The 18,563-nt window shown below is 72.6% G+C and carries 15 protein-coding genes; 3 read left to right on the top strand and 12 right to left on the bottom strand.

The annotated features are described in order from the left end of the window. Positions 1-33 precede the first annotated feature (33 nt). From ACZ6TV_RS33320 to ACZ6TV_RS33310, 3 genes are read left to right on the top strand one after another with little or no spacing between them, the layout of a single operon-like run. Complete coding sequence (locus ACZ6TV_RS33320; protein ID WP_465301416.1) at positions 34-1,089, top strand: amidohydrolase family protein; 1,056 nt, start codon at positions 34-36, stop codon at positions 1,087-1,089. A gap of 10 nt (positions 1,090-1,099) precedes the next feature. Continuing rightward, entirely contained in the window at positions 1,100-2,821 is a 1,722-nt protein-coding gene (locus tag ACZ6TV_RS33315) for an ABC transporter ATP-binding protein (RefSeq protein ID WP_465301414.1), read from the top strand. Further along, positions 2,818-3,384 carry a P-loop nucleotide/nucleoside kinase family protein gene (locus ACZ6TV_RS33310; RefSeq protein WP_465301412.1) on the top strand — a complete coding sequence of 189 codons (567 nt, stop codon included), beginning with the start codon at positions 2,818-2,820 and terminating at the stop codon, positions 3,382-3,384. Before ACZ6TV_RS33315 ends, ACZ6TV_RS33310 begins: the two co-directional genes overlap by 4 nt. A gap of 30 nt (positions 3,385-3,414) precedes the next feature. On the opposite strand, the gene ACZ6TV_RS33305 is transcribed toward ACZ6TV_RS33310, so the two are convergent. From ACZ6TV_RS33305 to pyrR, 12 genes are all read right to left on the bottom strand, one after another. Continuing rightward, positions 3,415-5,772: a primosomal protein N' gene (locus ACZ6TV_RS33305; protein WP_465301576.1), complete on the bottom strand. Its 2,358-nt coding sequence runs from the start codon at positions 5,770-5,772 to the stop codon at positions 3,415-3,417. Between the two features lie 251 nt (positions 5,773-6,023). Next, entirely contained in the window at positions 6,024-7,220 is a 1,197-nt protein-coding gene (gene metK, locus ACZ6TV_RS33300) for a methionine adenosyltransferase (protein WP_465301410.1), read from the bottom strand. 120 nt (positions 7,221-7,340) lie between these two features. Further along, complete coding sequence (gene coaBC / locus ACZ6TV_RS33295) at positions 7,341-8,570, bottom strand: bifunctional phosphopantothenoylcysteine decarboxylase/phosphopantothenate--cysteine ligase CoaBC (RefSeq protein ID WP_465301408.1); 1,230 nt, start codon at positions 8,568-8,570, stop codon at positions 7,341-7,343. A 6-nt stretch (positions 8,571-8,576) separates the two neighbouring features. Next, positions 8,577-8,843 (bottom strand): DNA-directed RNA polymerase subunit omega, encoded by a 267-nt coding sequence (gene rpoZ / locus ACZ6TV_RS33290; protein ID WP_033356843.1) that lies wholly within the window; start codon positions 8,841-8,843, stop codon positions 8,577-8,579. 147 nt (positions 8,844-8,990) lie between these two features. After that, positions 8,991-9,311, bottom strand: a complete 321-nt coding sequence (gene mihF / locus ACZ6TV_RS33285) for an integration host factor, actinobacterial type (RefSeq protein ID WP_033356842.1) — start codon at positions 9,309-9,311, stop codon at positions 8,991-8,993. A 120-nt stretch (positions 9,312-9,431) separates the two neighbouring features. After that, positions 9,432-10,274 carry an orotidine-5'-phosphate decarboxylase gene (pyrF, locus tag ACZ6TV_RS33280; protein WP_465301405.1) on the bottom strand — a complete coding sequence of 281 codons (843 nt, stop codon included), beginning with the start codon at positions 10,272-10,274 and terminating at the stop codon, positions 9,432-9,434. Then, entirely contained in the window at positions 10,271-11,257 is a 987-nt protein-coding gene (locus ACZ6TV_RS33275) for a quinone-dependent dihydroorotate dehydrogenase (protein ID WP_465301403.1), read from the bottom strand. The genes pyrF and ACZ6TV_RS33275 overlap by 4 nt, the downstream gene beginning before the upstream one ends. A gap of 67 nt (positions 11,258-11,324) precedes the next feature. Next, positions 11,325-14,627, bottom strand: coding sequence for a carbamoyl-phosphate synthase large subunit (carB, locus tag ACZ6TV_RS33270; RefSeq protein ID WP_465301401.1), 3,303 nt, complete (start codon positions 14,625-14,627; stop codon positions 11,325-11,327). Continuing rightward, positions 14,620-15,732, bottom strand: coding sequence for a glutamine-hydrolyzing carbamoyl-phosphate synthase small subunit (gene carA, locus ACZ6TV_RS33265; protein ID WP_465301399.1), 1,113 nt, complete (start codon positions 15,730-15,732; stop codon positions 14,620-14,622). Before carA ends, carB begins: the two co-directional genes overlap by 8 nt. Then, entirely contained in the window at positions 15,729-16,961 is a 1,233-nt protein-coding gene (locus tag ACZ6TV_RS33260) for a dihydroorotase (protein ID WP_465301397.1), read from the bottom strand. The genes carA and ACZ6TV_RS33260 overlap by 4 nt, the downstream gene beginning before the upstream one ends. Beyond that, entirely contained in the window at positions 16,958-17,872 is a 915-nt protein-coding gene (locus ACZ6TV_RS33255; protein WP_465301395.1) for an aspartate carbamoyltransferase catalytic subunit, read from the bottom strand. The genes ACZ6TV_RS33260 and ACZ6TV_RS33255 overlap by 4 nt, the downstream gene beginning before the upstream one ends. Beyond that, positions 17,869-18,438, bottom strand: a complete 570-nt coding sequence (pyrR, locus tag ACZ6TV_RS33250; RefSeq protein WP_465301393.1) for a bifunctional pyr operon transcriptional regulator/uracil phosphoribosyltransferase PyrR — start codon at positions 18,436-18,438, stop codon at positions 17,869-17,871. The genes ACZ6TV_RS33255 and pyrR overlap by 4 nt, the downstream gene beginning before the upstream one ends. Positions 18,439-18,563: the final 125 nt, after the last annotated feature.

Below are 18,563 nucleotides of genomic sequence, written 5' to 3'. Positions count from 1 at the left end.
CTGATTCGAGTCAAGCAAGTCTAGTGTGGCGCGATGACGAGCCTGCACCTGCGTGGCACCGTGCTCCCGGAGGGTGACCTCCGCGACATCTGGGTCGTCGGCGACCGCCTCACGCTCAGCCGGCCGCCGGGCGGGGCCACGACCGTGCACGAGGGCGGGTTCATCCTGCCGGGACTGGTCGACGCGCACGCGCACCTCGGGCACGACGCCGAGACGATGGCGTTCGATCCGGCGCTGTTCGAGGCGGCCGCCCTCGCGTACGCCGGCGACGGCACCCTGCTGCTGCGCGTGCCCGGCCATCGGGAGCCCGTACCGGCGCCGCTGCGGCAGCGGGAGGACCTGCCGAGGCTCGTCACCGCCGGGCCCTGGCTGGCGTGGCAGGGCCTGGAGGCGCTCGGCGACCTGCAGACCGTGCCCGCGGACCTGACGGCCGCCGGGGTGGCGCAGGCGCTCGCCAACGACGGCTGGTGCAAGACCTACGGCGACTGGGAGTTCGACAGGACGAAGACGCCGCAGCCGGTGCTGCGGGAGCTGTGCGACGCCGTGCACGCGGTGAACGGGCGGGTGGCCGCGCACTGCCAGACCGCTGAGGGCACCCGCAACGCCGTCCTGGCCGGGGTCGACTCGATCGAGCACGCCTGGTTCCTGACCCCGGACCTGCTCGGCGTCCTCGCCGCGCGGGGCGGCGCGGTGACGCCGACGTGGACCGGGTTCGCCGGGCACGTCGACCTCGTCCGGACGAAGCCGGAGGGGCCGCGCAAGGACTGGTTCCTCGGTGGCGTCGAGAGCCTGCGCGTCGCGACCGTCGACGCGTGGGAGGCCGGCGTGACCGTCCTGGCCGGCACCGACTCCCTCGGCCACGGCGACGTCGTCGCCGAGATCGGGCACCTGGTCGCCGCGGGACTGCCGGCGGCCGCGGCGGTCGGCGCCGGGTGCTGGGACGCCCGGCGGTATCTGGGGTTCCCGGGGATCGAGGAGGGCGCGCCCGCCGACCTCGTCGCCGTCGCCGAGGACCCGCGGGTGACGCCGGAGGTGCTGCGACACCCGTCACTGGTGCTCCTCAGGGGACGCACAGCAAAACGGCGCTAGCCTCGGCCAGGTGGCCACCACCGTCTCGCTGCGTTCGCTCCTGCCGTACCTGCGTGACCACCGCCGGACGCTGGTCGTCGTCGGCGGGCTGTCGCTGCTCGGCTCCGTCACCACCCTCGCCCAGCCGCTGCTGACCCGCGACGTGCTGGACAAGCTGCAGGCGTCCGAGGCGGTCGGGCGGACCGTCCTGCTGCTCGTCGTCGTGCTCGCCGCGGTCGCGCTGCTCAACGCCCTGCGCGACTACCTGCTGCAGCGCACCGCCGAAGGGCTCGTCCTCACCGCGCGGCGGCGGCTGACCCGGCACCTGCTGCGGCTGCCGATCGCCGAGTACGACCAGCGCCGCACCGGCGACCTGCTGTCCCGGGTCGGCGCCGACACGACGCTGCTGCGGGCCGTCGTCACGTCCGGGCTGTTCGAGACCGTCACCGGCGCCGTCATGGTCGTCGGCGCCGCCGGCGCGATGCTGCTGCTCGACCCGGTCCTGTTCCTCACCGCCGGCGGCGGGCTCGCGCTCGGGCTGTCGATCGCGGTGGTCTTCTCCCGCCGGGTCCGGCCCGCGTCGCAGGAGGCGCAGGCCCGCATCGGCGACATGACCAGCGCCGTGGAGCGGGCGCTGTCCGCCGCGCGCACGATCCGGGCCAGCAACGCCGAGGACCGCGAGGTCGCCACCGTCGAGACCGGCGCCGAGGAGGCGTACAAGGCCGGGGTGCGGATCGCGAAGCTGCAGGCGCTCGTCGGCCCGGCCAGCGTCGCCGCGATCCAGGGCGCGTTCCTGCTGCTGCTCGGCGTCGGCGGCGCCCGCGTCGCCAACGGCACCATCTCCGTCGGCGACCTGGTGGCGTTCGTGCTCTACCTGTTCTTCCTGGTCATGCCGCTGGGTCAGGCGCTGCACGCGTACACCCAGCTGCAGACCGGACTCGGTGCCCTGCAACGCATGCAGGACATCCTGGACGTGCCTCTCGAGGAGGACGCGGGCACGGCCGAGGTCGGCAGCTCGCCGGTCGCCGTCGCGTTCGAGGACGTCACGTTCGGCTATGCCGCCTCGCTCGAACCGGTCGTCCACGGGGTGTCGTTCCAGGTGGCGTACGGCACCCGCACCGCCCTCGTGGGCCCCTCCGGGGCCGGCAAGTCGACGATCCTGCAGCTGGTCGAGCGCTTCTACGACGCCACGTCCGGCACCGTCCGGGTCGCCGGCGCCGACGTGCGGGACCTGCCCCGCCAGGCGCTGCGCGCCCAGCTCGGCTACGTCGAGCAGGAGGCTCCGGTGCTCGCCGGGACGCTGCGGGAGAACCTGCGGCTGACCACGCCCGGCGCCACCGACGCGCAGATGCTGGAGGTCCTCGGCGCGGTCAACCTCGCCGAGGTCGTCGACCGGACCCCGCTGGGCCTGGACGCGCAGGTCGGCGAGGGCGGTGTGCTGCTGTCCGGCGGCGAGCGGCAGCGCCTGGCGATCGCCCGTACCCTGCTCGCGGCGCCGTCGATCCTGCTGCTGGACGAGCCCACGTCCAACCTCGACGCGCGCAACGAGGTGGCATTGCGCCAGGCGATCGACACCGTGGCGCACAATCGGACGATGATCGTCGTCGCGCACCGCCTGTCGACCGTGGTCGACGCGGACCAGATCGTGGTCATGGAGGCGGGCCGGGTGGTCGCCGTCGGCCGGCACGCCGACCTGCTCGATTCCAGCGACCTGTACCGCGAGCTCGCCACCAACCAGTTGCTGGTCGCGTGAGGGGACCGGGGACGGTCTGGGTCGTCGCGGGGCCGCCCGGGGCGGGCAAGTCGACGGTCGCGGACCTGCTGATCGGGCTGCTCGACCCGGCGCCGGCGCTGCTGGACAAGGACACGCTCTACGGCGGGTTCGTCTCGGCGACCCTCGCGGCCGCCGGCCGGTCCCCCGGCGAACGCGAAGGCGTCTGGTACGACGCGAACGTCAAGCTGCACGAGTACGCCGGCCTGGCCGCCACCGCCCGCGAGATCCGCGCCCGGGGCTGCTCGGTCGTGCTGTCGGCGCCGTTCACCGGGCAGATCTCCGACGCGGGCCGCTGGGCCGGGTTCGTGTCCGCCCTCGGCGGCGACCCGGTGCACCTGATGTGGGTGCGGTCCGACCCGGCGACGCTGCGGGCCCGGCTCGTGGCCCGCGGCTCGCACCGCGACGGCCAGAAGCTGGACCGCTGGGACGACTTCCTCGCCGCGATCCCGCCGGACCGCCCGCCGGTCGTCCCCCACCGTGAGGTCGACAACCGCGACGGCGCCCCGCCTTTGGAACCCGCCCTCGCCGCGCTCCTGCGGTAACGACGCTCGTTCCCGCCATCCGGCGGCGGGTTACAGCAGGTCGAGGGGGTCGACCTGGACGCGGACCGGGTCGGTCGCCTTACGGGCGGAGCGCAGTCCGGCGGCGGAGCGCAGCGCGAGGGCGAGGGCCCGGCCGGCGGACCGGCCGGTGCGCACCAGCATGCGTTCCTGGCCGTCGGCGGCGGGGACCGGGCCGAGCACCTCGGCGCCGGGCGGGAGCTTCGCGGCGGCGAGGAGGTCCGCGACCGCCGCCGGGGCACCGGTCAGCGACGCCATCCGCACCACCGGCGGGAAGCCGAGCTCGCGCCGGTCGGCGAGCTCACGGGCGGCCAGCCAGCCCGGGTCGAAGCGGACGAGCGCCTGCACCACCGCGAGCGACGCGTCCGCCACGACGACGACCGTCCCGGTGCGCCGGGTCAGCGCCGCCGCGGTCAGCCACCGGCGCAGCGCCTCCTCCGTGCCGCGCAGGTCGGCGCGGGTGAGCAGGGCCCAGCTGTCGAGCAGGAGCACGGCGCCGTACCCACCGTCGGCGACCGGCTCGGCGCCCGGGGTCGACACGACGATCGCCGCCTGGCCGGGGACCCGGTCCAGGACGCCGTCGCGTCCCGAGGTCCGCACCGGCGTGTCGGGGAACGCCCGGGCCAGCTCCTCCGCGGTGCGCCGCGCGCCGACGACCGACGCCCGCAGGCGCCGGCTGCCGCACTCGGGGCAGGCGTACGCGGCGGCGACCCTCCCGCACCACCGGCACGACGGCGGCGCGGTCGCCGACGGCAGCGCGAGCGGACCGGAGCAGTTGGGGCAGCGCGACGCGGTGTAGCACTCGGCGCAGGCGACCGACGGGATGTACCCGCGCCGCGGCACCTGGATGAGCACCGGCGCGTCGCGCAGCAACGCTTCCCGGGCGGCCCGCCAGGCGGCGGTCGGCAGCCGCGCCGAGACCGCGCCCGGGTCACGGGCCAGCTGCTCGTCCTCGCCGACGGTCACCACCTGCGGCATGTGCCGGCGCAGCACGCCCCGGTCGGCGGCCACCTCGATCGCCCAGCGGGCCTCGATGAGCTGCTGGGCTTCCGCCGTACGCGCGAACCCGCCGACGATGACGCCGCACCCCGCCTGCTCGGCGCGCGCGAGCAGGACCTGCCTGGCGTGCGGGTACGGCGCCCTGGGCTCGGCGTGCAGGTCGTCGCCGTCGTCCCAGATCGCGACGAGACCGAGGTCGTCGACGGGCGCGAAGCACGCGGCGCGGGTGCCGATGACCACCTTCGCCCGGCCGCTGGAGGCGGCGAGGAAGCGCCGGTACCGCTCAGCGGGCCCGAGCGCGGCCGACAGCGCGACGTGCGTCCCGGCGCCGAGGGCGGTGGTCATGGCCTTGTCGAGCCGGTCCAGGTCGCGGGCGTCGGCGACGACGATCAGGGAGCCCCTGCCGCCGGTGAGGGCGCTCGCCGCGGCTTCGGCGAGCCTGGCGGGCCAGTCCTCCCCGGGCAGCGCGGTCCACACGGCGTGCGGCTTGCGCCCGTCACCGAGTGCCCGCAGCAGCGCGACGCCCGCCGTGTACCGCCGCCATCCCGCCTCGCTCACCGCCGGGACGTCACGCCCGCCCGTGACCGCCGGGACGTCGCGCCCGCCCGTGACCGCCGGGACGTCACTCCCAGCCGTGACCGCTGGGACGTCGCGCCCGTCCTTGACCGCCGGGGACGTCCCGGAGGCCGGACCTGCCGCGGCGCCCGGCTCTCCGGCGGCAACGACTCCCGCGGCGGCGGAACTCTCAGCCTGCGCGCCTCGCACAGCGGCGGACTCCCCGGCCGCGGACCTGTCGACGGACACGTCTCCCGCAGCGGTGGGACCCTCGGCCGTGGGCCTGCGGGCAGGCGGCTGTCCCGAAGCGGTGTTCCGCTCGGCCCCCACACCCCCGGCAGCGGACCTCCCGGGAGGCACGTCTCCCGAAGCGGTGGACTCCCCGGACGCGGTTCCCTCGACGGCCGGCTCGTCCTCTTCGCCCGCGGCGGGCTCCCCGGCGGGCGCGTCCCGCTCGGCGGTGGGCTTCCCGGCGGAGGACTTCCCGGCGGCGGACTTCTCGGCGGCCGCGTGGCGGGGTGGGATCGCCAGGCGGAGGACGTCGGACATGGTGCCCGCGTAGCGGTCGGCGATCTCCCTGGCCAGGGCGGCGATCTCCGGCCGCAGCACAGGCTCCGGCGACACGACCTTGTCCAGGAAGGTGAGCTTGCCGTCGTGGCCCGACTCCGCGACCCGCTCGAGGAGGAACCCGTCGGCGAGCTGGCCGGCGAAGCGGACCTTCACCCGTACGCCGGGGCGGGCGGCGGCGTCGAGGGCGGCCGGCACCAGGTAGTCGAACGGGCGGTCGAGGTGCGGCAGCGGGACATCGACGCAGATGCGGGCGACCGGCAGCTCCGCGGCGGCCTCGCGGGGCGGCGCGGACTTCGCCGTGCGGGCCTTCCCGGCGGTGCGGGCCGTCCCGGCGACGCGCTCCGCGGCGGCCTTCCCGGCCGGCTTTCCGGCGGTCTTCCCCACCGGCTCCAGAGATGGGAAGAGACCGTCCTGTGATAGGTCCTCAACCGGTCCGGAAATAGACGTTGGCCGATCAATCTCGGTATCAGATCGATCGGCCAACGTCGAAGTGTTGATCAGGCGCCGGCGGCGGACTTCAGCTCTGCGGTCCGGCTCGCCTGCTCCCACGTGAAGCCGGGGAGCTCGCGGCCGAAGTGACCGTAGGCCGCGGTCTGCTGGTAGACCGGCTTGAGCAGGTCGAGGTCGCGGATGATCGCGGCCGGGCGCAGGTCGAAGACCTCGTTGATGGCCTTCTCGATGCGGTCGACCGGCACGACCTCGGTGCCGAAGGTCTCCACGAACAGCGAGACCGGGTGCGCCTTGCCGATCGCGTAGGCGACCTGGACCTCGCAGCGCTCGGCCAGGCCCGCGGCCACGACGTTCTTGGCGACCCAGCGGGTGGCGTAGGCCGCGGAGCGGTCCACCTTCGACGGGTCCTTGCCGGAGAACGCGCCGCCGCCGTGGCGGGCGTAGCCGCCGTAGGTGTCGACGATGATCTTGCGGCCGGTGAGGCCGGCGTCGCCCATCGGGCCGCCGATCTCGAAGCGGCCGGTGGGGTTGACCAGCAGGCGGTAACCCTCGGTCTCCAGGCCCAGGCCCTCGAGCTCGGGGGCGATGACGTGCTCGCGCACGTCGGGGGTCAGCAGCGACTCGAGCGAGATGTCGGGCGCGTGCTGGCTGGACACGACGACCGTGTGCAGGCGGACCGGGCGCAGGCCGTCGTATTCGATGGTGACCTGCGTCTTGCCGTCGGGCCGCAGGTAGGGGATGGTGCCGTCCTTGCGGACCGCGGAGAGGCGGCGGGCGAGCCGGTGCGCGAGCGCGATCGGCAGCGGCATCAGCTCGGGCGTCTCGCTGCACGCGAAGCCGAACATCATGCCCTGGTCGCCGGCGCCCTGCAGGTCGAGGTTGTCGCCGCCGGAGGAGCCCTCGCGGACCTCGATGGCCGAGTCGACGCCCTGGGCGATGTCGGGCGACTGGGCGCCGATCGACACGCTCACGCCGCAGGAGGCGCCGTCGAAGCCCTTCTTCGACGAGTCGTAGCCGATGCCGAGGATCGTCTCGCGGACGATCTTGGCGATGTCGGCGTAGGCGCTCGTGGTCACCTCACCGGCGACGTGGACCTGGCCGGTGGTGATCAGCGTCTCGACGGCGACCCGACTGCGGGCGTCCTGGGTGAGGAGCGCGTCGAGGATGCCGTCGCTGATCTGATCGGCGATCTTGTCCGGGTGACCTTCGGTGACCGACTCTGACGTGAACAGGCGGCGGGCCAATGGTGCTCCTCAGGGGTACGGCGTCGGTTGTGGTTTCGCAGCAGTGTACGACCTGGCGCTCGCGAACTTCTAAAGGCCTGGTCGAACCTGGACGGCCACGACGCTGTGGAACCGCCACGATCAGGGCAAACGAGCGACGACCCGGTCTAAAATCCTATCGGCTAGGTCGTCTTTGGACAGTTCGGGCAATGCGTCACGGGTCCCGTCGGCGTCGAGGATCACCGCTTGGTTGCGCTCGGCACCGAACGTCCTGTCGATGCCGACCTCGTTGACGACGATGAGATCGGCCCGCTTGCGGAGCAGCTTTTCGTGACCGTTGGCGACGGCCTGCTCCAGCCCGGCGGTCTCCGCGGCGAACGCGACGAGCACCTGCCCGGCGGGCTTCGCGGCGCCGAGCTCCGCGGCGATGTCGGGGTTGGTCACCAGCTCGAGGGTCGGCGCCGCGCCGTCCACCTTCTTGATCTTGCCGGTGGCGAAGGTCGCCGGCCGGAAGTCGGCCGGCGCGGCCGCCATCACCACGGCGTCGGCCTTCGCGGCGGCGTCCAGGGTCGCGACCCGCAGCTCCTCGGTCGTGGAGACCCTGACCAGGTCGGCGCCGGCCGGGTCGGGCAGCGACACGTTGGCCGAGATGAGCGTCACCCGCGCGCCGCGGGCGACGGCGGCCCGCGCGATCGCGTAGCCCTGCTTGCCGGAGGACCGGTTGCCGATGAACCTGACCGGGTCGATGGGCTCGCGGGTGCCACCGGCGGTGACCACCACGTGCCGCCCCACCAGGTCCGCCTCGAGCGAGCCCCGGCGCAGCAGCCGCTGGGCGGTGGCGAAGATCGCGGCCGGGGCGGGCAGCCTGCCCTTGCCGGTGTCGGCGCCGGTGAGCCGCCCCACGTCGGGCTCGAGGACCAGCACGCCGCGCGATCTGAGCGTCGCGACGTTGGCCTGGGTGGCGGGGTGCTCCCACATCTCCGTGTGCATCGCGGGCGCGAAGAGCACCGGGCACCGGGCGGTGAGCAGGGTGTTGGTGAGCAAATCGTCGGCGAGCCCGTGCGCGGCCTTCGCCAGGAGGTCGGCGGTGGCGGGGGCGACGACGACGAGGTCGGCCTCGCGGCCGAGCCGGACGTGCGGCACCTCGTGCGCGCCGGTCCAGACGTCGGTGCTGACCGGCTGCCCGGACAGGGCGGCCCAGGTGGCCTCGCCGACGAACGTGAGCGCCGCCGCGGTCGGCACGACCCGCACCCGGTGACCGGACTCGGTCAGCAGCCGCAGCAGCTCACAGGCCTTGTAGGCGGCGATCCCGCCGCCGACGCCGAGAACGACCCGCGGCCGGTCACCGGCGCCGTCGTCCTCGGCGTGCATGTCGGACTAGACCTCTTCGATGCGCTCGGCGGTCAGCAGGCCGCTGTTGATCTCGCGCAGCGCGATGGACAGCGGCTTCTCCTGCGGCGTGGTCTCCACCAGGGGACCCACGTATTCGAGAAGACCCTCACCCAGCTGGCTGTAGTAGGCGTTGACCTGACGGGCCCGCTTCGCCGCGAAGATCACCAGCGCGTACTTCGAGGTGGTCTTCTCCAGCAGCTCGTCGATCGGCGGGTTGGTGATGCCCTGGGGGTCTGCCACGGTTCCGGCCACGAAACAACCTCACGACTTTCCAATTGACAGCTCGCGAACCCGTAAACCCTACCAGGCCTGCGGTAACACAACGCGCCCGGACCGTTGGGAACGGTCCGGGCGCGTCGAGGTCTGCACACCGATCCGGGGGGATCAGGCAGGCGGCAGTCACTTGCCGCCGGCGAACTCCCCGAGCAGTGCCTTGCGCTGCTGGTCGCCGAGGCCGCGAAGGCGGCGGCTGTCGGCGATCTTCAGCTTCTCCATGATCTGCGTCGCGCGGATCTTGCCGATGCCGGGCATTGCCTGCAGCACGGCCGAAACCCGAAGCTTGCCGACGACGTCGTCGGACTCCGCACGATCGAGCACGGCAGCGAGGGTGGTCTTCCCCTGCTTCAGTTGCTCCTTCAGCTCAGCGCGAGCCTTACGAATCTCAGCCGCCTTTTCCAAAGCGGCTGCGCGCTGTTCCGGGCTCAGTGACGGGAGCGGCACCAGGTCTCCTCAGGTCCCTTGAAAAGAATGTTGATGGTCTAGCGCCGGGAAAACTAGCGGTCACGAGCCATTTCGGCAACGTGGGAATCCGGAGATCGACGGCCGGTGGCGGACTGATGATCAGGCGGTGACCGCCAGAGCGGCCGCGCACTCGTCACGCGCCCGCTCCGCGGCGGCACGCAGCGTGGCGACGTCCGGGCCCGCGCCGAGGATCTCCCGGGAGTACGACGGCAGCACGTCAGGGGCTTGATCACCGAACGCGGCGCGCAGTCCGTCGGCTCTGCCGCCCTGGGCGCCGAGGCCCGGCGCCAGGATCGGGCCATTGAGGTTCGTCAGGTCGTGGCCGTGCTCGCCGAGCGTCGCGCCGATCACGACGCCGACGTCGCCGAGTGGGGCCACACCCTCGTTGAGCTGCGCAATCTCGTCGATCACGGTCTGCGCGACGGTCCTGCCGGAGGCGGCGACGGCCCGCTGGACCGTCGCGCCCTCGGGATTGGAGGTGAGGGCGAGGACAAACGCGCCGAGCCCGCTCGCGGCCGCCTTGTCGAAGATCGGGCGCAGCGATCCGACCCCGAGGAAGGGGCTGACGGTGATCGCGTCGGCCCGCAGCGGGGATGCTGAATCGAGGTAGGCGTCGGCGTACGCGGCGGCCGTGGAACCGATGTCACCCCGCTTGACGTCGAGAATCACAAGCGTCCGGGTGCCGTCGAACTGTCGGATAGTTGACTCCAGTACCGCTATGCCCCTGGAGCCGAAACGCTCAAAAAAGGCAGACTGCGGCTTGATCACCGCGACCCGGTCGGCCAGGGCCTCCCCCACCGTCCGACTGAACGCTTCCAGGCCCTTGACATCGTCGGAGAGCCCCCAGGCGGTCAGCAGGGAGGGGTGGGGGTCGATCCCCACGCACAGCGGCCCCAGCGCGTCCGTGGCGGCCCTCAGCCGGGCTCCGAAGCGGTCGGTCACGTCTGCTCCCTCGTGGCTTGCACGGCCTGCCGTACGAGGCGGGGACCGTGGTAGATGAGTCCGGTGTAGAGCTGAACGAGCGACGCCCCGGCGGCCAGCATCCGGGTCACGTCGTCGCGCATGGTGATCCCGCCCACACCGACGACCGGCAGACCGCTCTGCTTGGCGACGAAGCGCACGACCTCCAGGGCGCGCGCGGCCAGGGGGCGGCCGGACAGGCCGCCGGTCTCGGCGGTCGGCACACCGGGCCTGGCGATGGTCGTGTTGGTGGCGATCAGCCCGGCGACCCCGTGGCCGAGGCACACGTCCAGCAGCTCGCCCAGCGCGGTGTCGGTGAGGTCCGGAGCGACCTTGACCAGGATCGGCCGCCGGTCGCGGTTCTCCGCCTGCAGCGCGCCCAGCAGCGCCGACAGGTGGGCCCGGTCCTGCAGCTCGCGCAACCCCGGCGTGTTCGGCGAGCTGACGTTCACGGCGAAGTACGCGCCGTGCTCGTACAACACCCGGAAACTGCTGACGTAGTCCTCGACGGCACCGGTCAGCGGCGTCACCTTGGACTTGCCGAGGCTGATCCCGAGCGGCACCGGCAGCGGCCCGAGGGCCCGCAACCGCGCCGCGAGCGCCTGGGCGCCGGCGTTGTTGAAGCCCATCCGGTTGACGATCGCCTCCTGCTCCGGGAAGCGGAACAGCCGGGGGCGGTCGTTGCCGGGCTGCGGGTGCCAGGTGACGGTGCCGACCTCGACGAAGCCGAAGCCGAGCCGGGCCCAGGCGGGCAGCGCCCGGCCGTCCTTGTCCATGCCGGCGGCCAGCCCGACCGCGTTCGGGAAGTCGATCCCGAACACGGTCCGGCGCGCGCCGGGCGGGCTGTAGGCGGACCTGCGGCCGGGCACCCGGGAGAGCCAGCGCAGGGTCCGCTCGTGCACCGCCTCGGCGTCACCGCCGCCGAGACGGAACAGGACCGGGCGGACCAGACGCTCGTAGGTCACGCCGCCGCCTCCGGCGTCGCCGCGAGCCGACCTTCCGGTGAGCGGCCCGGGCCGCCGCGCCGGCCGCTCACCGCGAACCGCGCAGGGCCGCGTGCAGCTCCTGCAGCGGCCGGACGGTCATCTCGCCGCGCAGCAGCGCCTCGATGCCCATCACGGCGGCCGCCGCGCCCGGCAGCGTGGTGATGCACGGGATGTCGGCGACGACGGCGGCGCTGCGGATCTCGTAGCCGTCCTGCCGGCCGCTGGAGCCCTGCGGCGTGTTCATCACCAGGTCGACCTCGCCGTTCGCGATCAGCGACACGGCGTTGCGGCCGCCGCCCTCCTCGAAGTGCTTCGGCACGATCTCGCAGGCGACGCCGTACCGGCGCAGGACCTCACCGGTGCCGGCGGTCGCGACGATCGAGAAGCCCAGGTCGGCGAGGCGCTTGACCGGGAACACGATGCCGCGCTTGTCCCGGTTGGCGACCGTCACCAGGACGGTGCCGGTGGTCGGCAGCGACCCGTACGCGGCGGCCTGCGACTTCGCGAAGGCGTGGCCGAAGGACGTGTCGATGCCCATGACCTCGCCGGTCGACTTCATCTCGGGGCCGAGCAGGTTGTCCACGCCCTTGCCCTCGATCGTGCGGAAGCGCTTGAAGGGCAGCACCGCCTCCTTGACCGCGATCGGCGCGTGCTCGGCGGGGGTACCGCCGTCGCCGTCCGCCGGCAGCAGCCCTTCGGCGCGCAGCTCGGCGATCGTGGCGCCGAGCGCGATGCGGGCCGCGGCCTTCGCCAGGGGCACCGCGGTCGCCTTCGACACGAACGGCACGGTGCGCGACGCGCGCGGGTTGGCCTCCAGGACGTACAGGACGTCGTCCTTCAGCGCGTACTGCACGTTGAGCAGGCCCTGGACGCCGATGCCGCGGGCGAGCGCCACGGTGTAGCGCCGCACCTCGTCGAGGTGGACCCCGGCGAGGGTGATCGGCGGCAGGACGCAGGACGAGTCGCCGGAGTGGATGCCGGCCTCCTCGATGTGCTCCATCACGCCGCCGACGTAGACCTCGCCGTCCTTGTCGCACAGCGCGTCGACGTCGATCTCGATGGCGTCGTCGAGGAAGCGGTCGACGAGCACGGGGTGCGCCGGGGAGATCTCGGTGGCCCGCCCGATGTAGCCGCGCAGGGTCTCCTCGTCGTAGACGATCTCCATGCCGCGGCCGCCCAGCACGTACGACGGGCGCACGAGCACCGGGTAGCCGATCTCGTCGGCGATGAGCTTGGCCTCGGCGAAGCTGGTCGCCGTGCCGTGCGCGGGTGCGGTCAGCCCGGCCCCGGTGAGCAGCTTGCCGAACGCGCCGCGGTCCTCGGCCAGGTCGATCGCCTCGGGCGAGGTGCCGACGATCGGCACGCCCGCGTCGGCGAGCTGCTGGGCGAGGCCGAGCGGGGTCTGCCCGCCGAGTTGGACGACGACGCCGATGACGCCCGGGCCGCCGGCGGCCTTGCCGGACTCGTCCTCGGCGTGCACGACCTCCAGGACGTCCTCGAACGTGAGCGGCTCGAAGTACAGGCGGTCGGCGGTGTCGTAGTCGGTGGAGACCGTCTCCGGGTTGCAGTTGACCATGACGGTCTCGTAGCCCTTGGCCCGCAGCGCCATGACCGCGTGCACGCACGAGTAGTCGAACTCGATGCCCTGCCCGATGCGGTTCGGCCCGGAGCCGAGGATGAGGACCTTCGGCCGGTCCGACGGGACGACCTCGGTCTCCTCCTCGTAGGTGCTGTAGTGGTACGGGGTGCCCGCGGCGAACTCGGCGGCGCACGTGTCGACGGTCTTGTACACCGGCCGCAGACCGAGGCGCTGGCGCAGGCTCCGTACCCCGTCCTCGCCGGCGAACTCGGGGCGCAGCGCGGCGATCTGCCGGTCGGACAGGCCGGCCCGTTTCGCGGTGCGCAGCAGCGGCTCGTCGAGGACGGCGGCGCCGAGGATCTCCGCGCGCAGGTCGACGAGCGCGGCGATCTGGTCGACGAACCACGGGTCGAAGCCGCTGGCCTCGCAGACCGCCTGGACGCTGTGGCCCTCGCGGAGGGCGCGTTCGGCGGTGTACAGGCGGCCGTCGTGCGGCGTGCGCAGGGCCTGCAGCGCGTCGGTCCCCGGCTGGTCCGGCGTGGTCCAGAAGCCGGCGGCCTTGGTCTCCATCGACCGCATCGCCTTGCCCAGGGCCTCGGAGAAGGTGCGGCCCATCGACATGGCCTCGCCGACCGACTTCATGGTGGTCGTGAGCTCGGCGTCGGCCCCGGGGAACTTCTCGAACGCGAACCGCGGGATCTTGACGACCACGTAGTCCAGGGACGGCTCGAACGCCGCCGGCGTCTTGAGGGTGATGTCGTTGGGGATCTCGTCGAGGGTGTAGCCGATGGCGAGCTTCGCGGCGATCTTCGCGATCGGGAAGCCGGTCGCCTTGCTCGCGAGGGCGCTGGAGCGGGAGACGCGCGGGTTCATCTCGATGACGACCAGGCGGCCGGTCTGCGGGTGCACCGCGAACTGGATGTTGCAGCCGCCGGTGTCGACGCCGACCTCGCGCAGCACGGCGATGCCGAGGTCGCGCAGCCGCTGGTACTCCACGTCGGTGAGCGTCATGGCGGGCGCGACGGTGACCGAGTCGCCGGTGTGCACGCCCATCGCGTCGACGTTCTCGATGGAGCACACGACGACGACGTTGTCGTGCTTGTCGCGCATCAGCTCCAGCTCGTACTCCTTCCAGCCGAGCACGCTCTCCTCGATGAGGACCTCGTGCACCGGGGAGGCGACGAGCCCGCCGCCGGCGAGCCGCTCCAGGTCGGCGTCGTTGTGCGCCATGCCGGAGCCGAGCCCGCCCATGGTGAACGACGGCCGGATGACGACCGGCAGACCGAGGTCGGCGACGGTCGCGCGGACCTCGTCCATCGAGTGGCAGACCCGGCTGCGCGGGGTCTCGCCGCCGGCCTTGGCGACGATGTCCTTGAACAGCTGCCGGTCCTCGCCGCGCCGGATGGCGTCGATGTTGGCGCCGATGAGCTCGACGCCGTACTTGTCGAGCACGCCCGCCTCGTGCAGCGCGACCGCGGTGTTCAGCGCGGTCTGGCCGCCGAGCGTGGCGAGCAGCGCGTCGGGGCGCTCCTTGGCGATGACCTGCTCGACGAACTCGGGGGTGATCGGCTCGACGTACGTGGCGTCGGCGAACTCCGGGTCGGTCATGATCGTGGCCGGGTTGGAGTTGACGAGGCTGACCCGCAACCCCTCGGCGCGCAGGACGCGGCACGCCTGGGTGCCGGAGTAGTCGAACTCGCACGCCTGGCCGATGACGATCGGGCCGGAGCCGATGACGAGGACGTGCCGGAGATCGGTCCGCTTAGGCATTGGTGTTCATCAACTCCGCGAATCTGTCGAACAGGTAGTCCGCGTCGTGCGGCCCCGCTGCCGCCTCCGGGTGGTACTGGACGGTGAAGGCCGGCGTGTCCAGGCAGCGCAGGCCCTCCACGACGTTGTCGTTGAGGCAGACGTGGCTGACCTCGACCTCGCCGAACTCGGTGCTGGTGCGCCCGTCGAGGGGCGCGTCGACGGCGAAGCCGTGGTTGTGGCTGGTCACCTCGACCTTGCCGGTGGTCCGGTCCATGACGGGCTGGTTGATGCCCCGGTGGCCGTAGCCCAGCTTGTACGTGCCGAACCCGAGCGCGCGGCCCAGGATCTGGCTGCCGAAGCAGATGCCGAACAGCGGGATCTTCGCCGCCATGACCGACCTGGCCAGCTGCACCGGGCCGTCGGCGGTGGCCGGGTCGCCGGGGCCGGGCGAGAAGAACACCGCGTCGGCGTTCAGCGCGCGGATCTCGTCGAGCGTGGTGGACGACGGCAGCACGTGGGTGGTGACCCCGCGGGCGGCCAGGCGGCGCGGGACGTTGCGCTTGATGCCCAGGTCGATCGCGGCGACCGTGAAGCGGTGCTCCCCTTCGGCCTCGACCGTGTACCGCTGCGGGGTGCTCACCTCGGCGGACAGGTCGGCGCCGAGCATCTCCGGCTGCTGGCGGACCCGCTGCAGCAGGCCGTCGCGGTCGTCGTCGACGCTGGACACGCCGACCCGCATCGCGCCGCGCTCGCGCAGGTGCCGGGTCAGCGCCCGGGTGTCGACGCCGCTGATGCCGACGATGCCCTCGACGGCGAGACGGTCCTGGAGGCTGCCGGAGGCGCGCCAGTTGGAGTAGGAGCGGGCCGGGTCGCGCACGACGTAGCCGGCGACCCAGACGCGGTCGGACTCGTCGTCCTCGCCGTTGACGCCGGTGTTGCCGATCTGCGGGGCGGTCTGCACGACGACCTGGCGGTGGTACGACGGGTCGGTCAGGGTCTCCTGGTAACCGGTCATGCCGGTGTTGAACACCGCCTCGCCGAAGGTCTCCCCGATGCTGCCGAAGGCCTCGCCGCGGAAGGTGCGGCCGTCCTCCAGTACCAACAATGCTGCTCTGCGCTTCACCGAGTCGCCTTTCCGTTCAACACCGTCGGCTCGCCGCGCAGGTAGGTCGCCTCGACGCGACCGCGCAGCTCCATCCCGGCGTAAGGAGTGTTGCGCGACCTGCTGGCCAGGGCGGTCGGGTCGACCGTCCACCGGACCGACGGGTCGAAGATCGTGATGTTGGCGACGGCGCCGGCCTTGAGCGCGTGACCGTGCCCGGACAGCCCGGCGATTCTCGCGGGCGCGACGGACATCCAGTCCGTGATCCTGTCCCACTGCGGCCCCATCGTCTGTACGACGATCGCCAAGGCGGTCTCCAGGCCGAGCATCCCCGGCCTGGCGTACGCCCACTCGCACTCCTTGTCCTCGACGCTGTGCGGGGCGTGGTCGGTGGCGACACAGTCGATCGTGCCGTCCTGCAGGCCCTTGCGCAGCGCGAGCACGTCGGCCTCGGTCCGCAGCGGGGGGTTCACCTTGTACACCGGGTCATAGTCGACGGCGAGGTCCTCAGTGAGCAGCAGGTGGTGCGGCGTCACCTCGGCGGTCACCCGCCAGCCCTTCGACTTCGCCCAGCGGATCAGCTCGACGCTGCCGGCGGTCGACACGTGGCAGATGTGCAGCCGCGCGCCGACGTGCCCGGCGAGGAGCACGTCCCGGGCGATGATCGCCTCCTCGGCGACGGCGGGCCAGCCGGTCATGCCGAGCCGGGCGGCGACCTCGCCCTCGTTCATCTGCGCGCCGGTGGTCAGCCGGGGCTCCTCGGCGTGCTGGGCGATCACCCCGTCGAACGCCTTGACGTACTCCAGGGCGCGGCGCATCAGGCGCGGGTCGTGCACGCAGTGGCCGTCGTCGGAGAACACCCGGACACGGGCGGCGGAGTCGGCCATCGCACCGAGCTCGGCGAGCTGCTCGCCGCCGAGGCCGACGGTGACGGCGCCGATCGGCTGCACGTCGACCAGGCCGGCCTCGCGGCCGAGGCGCCAGACCTGCTCGACGACGCCGGCGGTGTCGGCGACCGGGCTGGTGTTGGCCATGGCGCAGACCGCCGTGTACCCGCCGAGGGCGGCGGCCCTGGACCCGGACTCGACCGTCTCGGCGTCCTCCCGCCCGGGCTCGCGCAGGTGGGTGTGCAGGTCGACGAGGCCCGGCAGCGCGATCCTGTCGCCCGTCCTCGCCGGATCGATGCTGACGATCACCCCGTCCTCGACGGTGATCTCGCCCAGTTGGGTGCCGCTGATGACCACGCTCATGCTTTGCCTCCGAGCAGCAGGTACAAGACGGCCATCCGCACGGAGACCCCGTTGGCGACCTGTTCGACGATCGTGGAGCGCGGCGAGTCGGCGACCTCCGGCGCGATCTCCATGCCCCGGTTCATCGGTCCGGGGTGCATGACGATCGCGTGCTCGGGCAGCCGACGCATGCGCGGCACGTCGAAGCCGTAGCGCCGCGCGTACTCCCGCTCCGAGGGGAAGTACGCCTGGTTCATTCTTTCCCGCTGGACGCGCAGCATCATGACGACGTCGGAATCCGGCACGACGGCGTCGAGGTCGTAGGAGGTCTCGGCGGGCCACGCGCCCACCCCGACGGGCAGCAGCGTAGGCGGCGCGACGAGCGTCACCTTCGCGCCGAGGGTGTGCAGCAGCTGGACGTTCGACCTGGCCACCCGCGAGTGCAGGACGTCGCCGACGATGGCCACGTTGAGCCCGGCCAGCCTCTTGAGGCGGCTGCGCATCGTGTACGCGTCGAGCAGGGCCTGCGTCGGGTGCTCGTGGGTGCCGTCGCCGGCGTTCACGACGCTGCCCTCGACCCAGTTGGCGAGGCGGTGCGGCGCGCCGCTGGCGGGGTGCCGGATCACGACCGCGTCGGCGCCCATCGCCTGCAGCGTGAGGGCGGTGTCCTTGAGACTTTCGCCCTTCGAGACGCTCGAGCCCTTGGCGGAGAAGTTGATGACGTCGGCCGACAGCCGCTTCGCGGCCGCCTCGAACGAGATCCGGGTCCTGGTCGAGTCCTCGTAGAACAGGTTCACCACCGTGCGCCCGCGCAACGCGGGGAGCTTCTTCACCTCGCGTCCCGCGATGCTCGCCATCTCCGCGGCCGTGTCCAGCACCAGCGTGGCGGTGGCGGCGTCCAGGTCGGCGGCGCTGAGCAGGTGCTTGATCACGCGTGGACCCCCTTGCTCCTGATCACCACGGCGTCGGTGCCGTCGTGCTCGGCGATCGACACCCGGACGCTCTCGTCGATCGAGGTCGGGATGTTCTTGCCGACGTAGTCGGCGCGGATCGGCAGCTCGCGGTGGCCCCGGTCGACGAGGACCGCCAGCTGGACCGTCCGCGGCCGGCCCAGGTCCTTGAGGGCGTCCAGCGCCGCGCGGACCGTCCGGCCGGAGAAGAGGACGTCGTCGACGAGGATCACCCGCCGCCCGTCCACACCGCCCGGCGGCACCTCCGTGTGACCCAGCGCACGGACCGCCTGCAGGCGGAGGTCGTCCCGATAGAGGGTGATGTCCAACACACCCACGGGGATCTCCGCACCCTCGAACGTGGCGATCCTGTCGGCCAACCGGCGAGCTAGCGGAACGCCCCGGGTAGGTATGCCCAGCAGCACCGTTTCGGTGGCTCCGGACGTCTTTTCCAGAATCTGATGGGCAATCCGGTCCACCACACGGGCGACATCTGCCGCCGTTAGGATGGTTTTGCCCAGCTCAGCGCCTGTTGTCGGGGTCGACAAACCAGACCTCCTTCCCCGCCTCACCGGACGGGTCGTTAAAGGACGTCGAACGGCAACCACCCTAACAACCGCCCTGACCTGGGCAACGGATGGGTCTCGACCACTTGACCCCGCGTCTTCCGCCA

It is taken from the genome of Dactylosporangium sp. NPDC051087 (assembly GCF_055586325.1).
The sequence above is the reverse complement of the archived record's forward strand: the minus strand, read 5'-3'. Positions and strand labels throughout refer to the sequence as shown.

Excerpts from the sequence above, each read along its gene's own strand:
- ACZ6TV_RS33320 (WP_465301416.1), top strand. The coding sequence starts at position 34 with ATGACGAGCCTGCACCTGCGTGGCACCGTGCTCCCGGAGGGTGACCTC.
- coaBC (WP_465301408.1), bottom strand. The coding sequence starts at position 8,570 with ATGCACGCCGAGGACGACGGCGCCGGTGACCGGCCGCGGGTCGTTCTC.
- carB (WP_465301401.1), bottom strand. The coding sequence starts at position 14,627 with ATGCCTAAGCGGACCGATCTCCGGCACGTCCTCGTCATCGGCTCCGGC.
- ACZ6TV_RS33260 (WP_465301397.1), bottom strand. The coding sequence starts at position 16,961 with ATGAGCGTGGTCATCAGCGGCACCCAACTGGGCGAGATCACCGTCGAG.